Source organism: Microbacterium sp. ISL-103 (assembly GCF_018613995.1).
Classification (GTDB): Bacteria; Actinomycetota; Actinomycetes; order Actinomycetales; family Microbacteriaceae; genus Microbacterium.
This window is the reverse complement of the sequence record NZ_JAGGPD010000447.1, coordinates 1-6,615: the sequence shown is the minus strand read 5'-3', so window position 1 is coordinate 6,615 and position 6,615 is coordinate 1. Positions and strand designations below refer to the sequence as shown.

Sequence of the window (6,615 nt, the reverse complement as noted above, 5' to 3'; positions counted from 1 at the left end):
ACGGTATCAACGGGTGCCCGCTTTCTTCGGGTCGCCGCAACAAATCGTCCCTCCGAAACCAGATCTGCCCGATCATCGCGCAGATCTGGACGAATCTGAGTGTTGGGTGTGTACTGGATCACGAATTGGCAACAGGGGACGCAACCCCCGGGGCTTCCCAGGCTGTGTCGCTAGCATGACTCTCGGCACGACGAAGTGTCTGGTCGGTGAACCGACCGTGAACACATACTTCCTTTAGGAGCACTCGTGACTCTTCAGACCGTCATCCTCGCCGCAGGCATGGGCTCACGCCTGGGCCGCGCGCTGCCGAAGCCGCTCACCGAGCTCAGCGACGGACGCACGATCATGCGTCAGCAGCACGACAACATCCGCGCCGCCTTCGGCACCGACGCCCGCATCACCGCTGTCGTCGGCTACCGCGCCGAGACCATCATCGAGGCGTTCCCGAACGTCAACTACGTGCACAACGATCGCTACGACGAGACCAACACGTCGAAGAGTCTCCTTCGCGCCCTCGGCGCCACCGGCAAGTCGGGCGTGCTGTGGATGAACGGCGACGTCGTGTTCGACCCGATGATCCTGGGCCGCGCAGCCGCGTACATCGAGCGCGACCAGTCGTTCGTCACCGTGAACACCTCGAAGGTCAGCGACGAAGAGGTGAAGTACACGGTCACCGCCGAGGGCTTCATCAACGAACTCTCCAAGACCGTCAAGGGCGGCCTCGGTGAAGCCGTCGGCATCAACTACATCTCGTCCGCGAACAAGAAGGCGTTCATGCGCCAGCTGCAGCGCGTCGAGGACCAGGACTACTTCGAGCGCGGCCTCGAGCTCGCGATCGCCGAAGACGGCCTGCTTCTCGAGCCGATGGACGTGTCGGACCTCTACGCGGTCGAGGTCGACTTCGCGGAAGACCTCGAGCGAGCGAACCTGTTCGTCTGATCCTGTTTCACGAAAGCCCGGCCCCGTCAAGGGAGCCGGGCTTTCGGCGTTTTCGCGGTCTGGGTTCCTAGGATCGATCCATGGCCCCCAAGGTGCACAAGATCCACTCCCTCCCCGACGACTCCGCCTGGGACAGAGGCGTGCCTCCCGTCGGATCGACCGAGCATCCGCTCATGGTCCGAGGGTTGGATCGTGTTCTCGCGATCCAACGACCGCTCGTTCTCGCGCACATCCGCAGCATCCGGCTGCGGAACCCCCACGCGTCCCCTGAGCAGATCATCCGCATCCTCGAGCGCCGCTACCTCGCAGCCGTGACCACGGGCGGAGCAGCCGTCGGCGCGACCGCCGTCGTGCCGGGAATCGGAACCGGCATCACCCTTGCACTCTCGGGGGTGGAGACGGTGGGATTCGTGGAATCCACCGCGCTCTTCGCCCAGTCGGTCGCCGAGGTTCACGGCATCGCGGTGTCGAACCCCGACCGGGCCAGGGCACTCGTGATGACACTGATGCTCGGCAAGGAGGGCGTGGCGCTCGTCGGACAACTCGCGGGCGAGGCGTCGGGCCGCGGCGGCTCGAGGTCGTCGTACTGGGGCGAGATGGTGACGAAGTCGCTGCCGCGCGCGGCGGTCGGCCCTCTCGTCGACCGCTTGAAGAGCATGTTCGTGAAGCAGTTCGCCGCGAAGGGCGGAGCCTCCTTCATCGGAAAGGCGCTTCCGTTCGGCGTCGGTGCGGCTGTCGGCGGAGCCGGCAACCACATCCTCGGACGCCGCGTGCTGACGACCTCTCATCACGCATTCGGGGCAGCTCCCCTCGAGATGCCGCTCGAGCTCGAGCCGGTGGCAGGAGCGGAGAAGATGGAGCTGAGGATGCTGCACGGCGCCCAGTTCGTCGGGGGCGCCGTGGCAGGCGCCGCCGGATCGGCGGTGCGCGGCGTCGGCTGGGCGGGACGCAAGATCGCCTCGGTCGGACGCGGTCGCGGCACGGACGTCGGCGAGATCGAGCAGGCGGGCACCCACGAGCTTCCGGGGGAGCTCGGCGCGGGTCGCCGCGACTGACCGCGACTCCTCTCTACGGCACCGGCGTGCACGAGAGCCGCCAAAGGATCGAGCGACCCGTTGTGGCGAGCATCCAACGGACGGGGCCGAGGCGACGATAGGGTGGAATCCGTGACGGACAAGCCCGAACTCTCGACCACCGCCGGCAGAATCGCAGACCTCCGCGCTCGCTACAACGAAGCTGTTGTCGACGCTGAGAAGGTCGCGCAGGAGAAGCAGCACGCCAAGGGCAAGATGACCGCCCGCGAGCGCATCGAACTCCTCGTCGATCCCGGAAGCTTCGTCGAGTTCGACGAGTACGTGCGCCACCGCACGACCGCGTTCGGGATGGATCGCAACCGCCCCTACGGCGACTCCGTCGTCACGGGTGTCGGCACGATCCATGGCCGCACGGTCGCTGTGTACTCGCAGGACTTCACCACCTTCGGCGGGTCGCTCGGCGAGGTCTCCGGCGACAAGATCATCAAGATCATGGAGTTCGCGCTCTCCGGCGGGATGCCGATCATCGGCATCCTCGACTCCGGCGGAGCGCGCATCCAGGAGGGTGTGCTCGCCCTCAGCAAGTACGGCGAGATCTTCCGCCTGAACACCCGCTCGTCCGGTGTGATCCCGCAGATCTCGATCATCATGGGCCCGGCAGCCGGTGGCGCCGTGTACGGCCCCGCACTGACCGACTTCGTGATCATGGTCGACAAGACCAGTCAGATGTTCGTGACCGGCCCCGACGTCATCAAGACGGTCACCGGCGAGGATGTGGGCATGGAGGAGCTCGGAGGAGCCCTCACCCACAACACCCGCTCCGGCGTCGCGCACTACCTCGCCGAAGACGAAGACGACGCGATCGACTACGCCCGCACTCTGCTCGGGTTCCTGCCTGACAACAACATGGCGGAGATCCCCGGATACGAGAGCGGCTTCGAGTGGGAGACCACCGATGCCGACCGCTCGCTGAACACGATCATCCCCGACTCCCCCAACCAGCCGTACGACATCCACACGGTGATCGAGCATGTGGTCGACGCGGGAGACTTCATCGAGGTGCAGCCGCTCTTCGCGCCCAACATCGTGATCGGCTTCGGCCGCGTCGAGGGCCGGTCGGTGGGCATCATCGCCAACCAGCCTTCGCAGATGGCGGGAACGCTGAACATCGAGGCGGGCGAGAAGGCCAGCCGATTCGTGCGATTCTGCGACGCGTTCTCGATCCCGATCGTCACCCTCGTCGATGTGCCCGGTTATCTCCCCGGCACCGACCAGGAGTGGACCGGTGTGATCCGCCGCGGGGCCAAGCTCATCTACGCCTACGCCGAGGCGACCGTGCCACTGGTCACGGTCATCCTGCGGAAGGCCTATGGCGGCGCCTACATCGTCATGGGCTCCAAGCAGCTCGGTGCGGATGTCAACCTCGCGTGGCCGACGGCCGAGATCGCGGTCATGGGCGGCCAGGGTGCCGTCAACATCCTCTACCGCAACGAGATCCGCAAGGCCGAGGCGGCGGGCGAAGACGTCGCCGCCGTGCGCACGAGACTGGCGAACGAGTACACGTACAGCGTGACCTCGCCCTTCCTCGCAGCCGAGCGCGGCGAGATCGACGGCATCATCGAGCCGGCCAACACGCGCGTCTCGATCGCCAAGGCTCTTCGCGCTCTGCGCGGCAAGCGCGCGGACCTCCCGGCGAAGAAGCACGGGAACATCCCGCTGTGACCGAGCTCGGCGCACAGGACGGATCGTCGGAGGCGGAGCGCCCTCCCACGATCGAGATCACCCGCGGTTCCGCGACCGAGGAAGAACTCGCCGCACTCATCGCCGTCGTCAGCGACGCATACGCCCAGGAGTCGGCAGAGGCCGTGGCCGAGGAGCCCCGCGTCTCGGCGTGGACTCGCACGCAGCGCCCGCTGCGTCGACCGCTGCGCCGGGACATCCCCTGGGGACGGTTCGCTGGCTGACCCGGGAGGTACGGGGAAAGTCTGCGAGACCCGCGGAGCCCCGCAGCTCGCGGGTCACGCAGACGACCCTCCACCGTCTGATGCGGGACCGTCGTCCCAGGCATCAACTCACCCCAGTCAGCGCATCCCTTCGATAGTACATCGATTGGACTTATAGCCGGAACGCCACAACCGATATACCGGTATGTGGATTGACGACGCGTTCAGTCTTCGAGGTAGAGATCAGACGCGCGCGGCGTGAGCACGGCATCAAGGACCACGCACGCAGCACCGACAGCCCCCACGTCGTCACCGACGACCGTGCCCTCGACCGTCAGCATCCGCAGCTCACGCGTCGCACTGCGCCGATTCAACGGCTCGGGGATCTCGCGAAGGTAGACGTCGGCGAGCCGTGACCAGAACGGCCCGCCGAGCACGACGCGATCCACGTCGAGGACGTTCGTCAGCGCGGCGATGAGGATCGCCAGGTGGCCCGCGGAACCGCGCAGCACGTCGACAGCCGGGGGCTCCCCCGCGGCCGCCCGTTCGCAGAGCTGCGTGAACCGCTCCTCGACGACCCCGTCGCCCGGCACCGGGTCTTCCGTCCAGATTCCGGCGGCCTCCGCCCGTTCGACGATGGCCTGGGGCGTGCACACGACCTCGACGCAGCCTCGAGAGCCGCATGCGCACGGGGGTCCGTCGGGATCCACGATGATGTGGCCGATCTCGCCGAAGTTGTGGGAGCTGCCGGTGATCGCATCGCCATCTCTCACGACAGCAACGCCGAGGCCCGTGCCGAGATAGACGAAGAGGAATGATCCGCGAGTCGCGCCGGCGCCGGTCCAGAGCTCCCCCACGGCCGCGGCCGTGGTGTCCTTCTCGAGCGTGACCTCGAATCCCGTCGCCTCGGCGAGGACGGAGCGCAACGGCACTCGGTGCCACCCCTGCAGTTTCGGGGGGTCGAGCACGGTACCCCGCTGCGCGTCGAGCGGACCGGGCGCCGCGACCCCGACTCCCGCCACGAGACCGCGATCCACCCCGGCCCCATCGATGAGGGCGTCGATCGTCTCCGCCATGAGGTCGACGATGCGTCTCGGATCTCTGTCATGGACCCGCTCGACCGTCCGCCGCACGACGGCGCCCGACATGTCGAGCAGCACGAAGGTGATCACCGCCGGATCGAGGTGGACCCCCACCGAGAAGCGGCTCTCGGCGACCAGACGGAGCGTGACCCGCGGCTTGCCCGGCCCCGAGATCGTGCGGCCGGCTTCGGCGATGAATCCCTCATCGAGAAGGCGCCGCGTGATGTTGGTGATCGTCTGAGCCGAGAGACCCGTCGCGTCGACCAGCTCGATCCGGCTGAGACCCTCGCCCGAGCGCCGGATCGCCTCGAGGATGACCGACTGGTTGAAGTCGCCCATCCGAGGAAGGTTGGTTCCGCGGCGCATGCCCATGCCTCATCATCTCGCACGGGGGCCGGATCCGTGTCCCCCAAAATACCTACAGACAACGACTGGACGAACCGTGAGACTGAGTAAGACGCTTCGCGTTCGGCTGGTCTCTCTGTCCCAGGGTAGATAGGCGCAGATCGGCCACCAGCGGACGGTTTTCGGGTAACTGTTCCGCACGGCGAGGGGCTGGCGTATTCGCCGCCCCTCGCCCACTCTGTCTGACCTCGACTCTGGCCCCCTCCCCCGGCCAGAGCCGAGGACAGGGGTTCCGGATCATCGTCTCGGTGCGTCGCGAGGAATCTCATGCCAGACATCGACGGCGTCGTCGTCGCTCTGGCCCCCGGCGCCGGCCCGACCGACGACGGTCACCGCGGTCGTCGCATCCCTGGCCGCACGGATGATCCACCGCTCGGCGTCGGCTCGTCGGAGCACGTCTGCGAGCTCGTCCCGGATCAGCGCCCGACGAGGCTCGTCGATGTCGTCCATCCCGCCCTCGTCGAACACCGTGACGACGGCCCCACGTCGGCGGGCGTCTTCGATCGCATCCCGCACCGCATCGTTCAGCAGATCCGCCCCGCGCAGCTCGTCGCGCAGGCGGCCCTCCGCCAGTCGCGCCTGCAGGCGCTCCTCGTCGTTCAGCACTCCATGCGTCGCGACGGCACGACTGAGCACCGGTCCCGCGACAGCGAGCGCGAACTGAGTGCGCAGGCGGCGTTCCTTCTGCCGCACCTGCTGCGTCGCATGCCAGGCCGACACGGCCTGCTGGATGCCTGCGAGCCGCTCGGTGTCGCGCACGGCGCGGTCCCAGAACATCACGAGCAGATGCGCGACGGCGACCCACATGAGCGAACCGACCAGACCGAGAGAGAGCGCGACGAAGAATCCGAGGTAGAGGGATGACGCCGCGACGAGGACGAGCACCACCAGCCAGCCGATCACGAAGCGCCGTCGCACGACGCACACGACGCCCATCAGACCGAGCGCACCGATGTACCAGGTCGCGAACGGCGCCGTCAGAGTGAGGGGATCGAGCGAGAGCGTCACCAGCACAGGGATGAGCACGCTCGAGACCAGGGTCACCAGAGCGACCCAGAGGGGCATCTTCACTGCGATCGCGGAATCCCACAGGATGGCCACGTTCACGACCACGAGATACAGGGCGATCGCCGCGACCATGAGCAGCGGACCCGTCGGCTGCTCGATCCACCACACCCCTCGTGCGGCGAAGTACATCGCGAATCCGACGGC

General features: G+C 67.2%; 6 protein-coding genes. 4 read left to right on the top strand and 2 right to left on the bottom strand.

From position 1 onward, the window contains the following. Positions 1–246 precede the first annotated feature (246 nt). The 4 genes from J7E68_RS15535 to J7E68_RS15520 all read left to right on the top strand — a co-directional run bounded on the left by J7E68_RS15535 (position 247) and on the right by J7E68_RS15520 (position 3,937). The gene (locus J7E68_RS15535) at positions 247–939 is read left to right on the top strand and encodes an NTP transferase domain-containing protein (RefSeq protein WP_215174093.1); all 693 of its coding nucleotides are present in this window, start codon (positions 247–249) and stop codon (positions 937–939) included. A gap of 80 nt (positions 940–1,019) precedes the next feature. Next, positions 1,020–1,994 carry a hypothetical protein gene (locus tag J7E68_RS15530; RefSeq protein WP_251049052.1) on the top strand — a complete coding sequence of 325 codons (975 nt, stop codon included), beginning with the start codon at positions 1,020–1,022 and terminating at the stop codon, positions 1,992–1,994. Positions 1,995–2,105: 111 nt separating this feature from the next. Continuing rightward, the gene (locus J7E68_RS15525; protein WP_396652515.1) at positions 2,106–3,695 is read left to right on the top strand and encodes an acyl-CoA carboxylase subunit beta; all 1,590 of its coding nucleotides are present in this window, start codon (positions 2,106–2,108) and stop codon (positions 3,693–3,695) included. Then, positions 3,692–3,937 carry an acyl-CoA carboxylase subunit epsilon gene (locus J7E68_RS15520; RefSeq protein WP_215174089.1) on the top strand — a complete coding sequence of 82 codons (246 nt, stop codon included), beginning with the start codon at positions 3,692–3,694 and terminating at the stop codon, positions 3,935–3,937. Before J7E68_RS15525 ends, J7E68_RS15520 begins: the two co-directional genes overlap by 4 nt. A 203-nt stretch (positions 3,938–4,140) precedes the next feature. Here the strand turns inward: J7E68_RS15520 and J7E68_RS15515 are convergent, their stop codons facing one another. Further along, positions 4,141–5,337: an ROK family transcriptional regulator gene (locus J7E68_RS15515; protein WP_215174095.1), complete on the bottom strand. Its 1,197-nt coding sequence runs from the start codon at positions 5,335–5,337 to the stop codon at positions 4,141–4,143. A gap of 303 nt (positions 5,338–5,640) precedes the next feature. Next, positions 5,641–6,615, bottom strand: a 975-nt coding sequence (locus tag J7E68_RS15510) for a hypothetical protein (RefSeq protein ID WP_215174087.1), incomplete at its 5' end; no start/stop codon positions are given.

Bases quoted from the DNA above. Each gene is read 5' to 3' on its own strand.
- J7E68_RS15530 (WP_251049052.1), top strand. From the start codon at position 1,020: ATGGCCCCCAAGGTGCACAAGATCCACTCCCTCCCCGACGACTCCGCC.
- J7E68_RS15515 (WP_215174095.1), bottom strand. From the start codon at position 5,337: ATGGGCGACTTCAACCAGTCGGTCATCCTCGAGGCGATCCGGCGCTCG.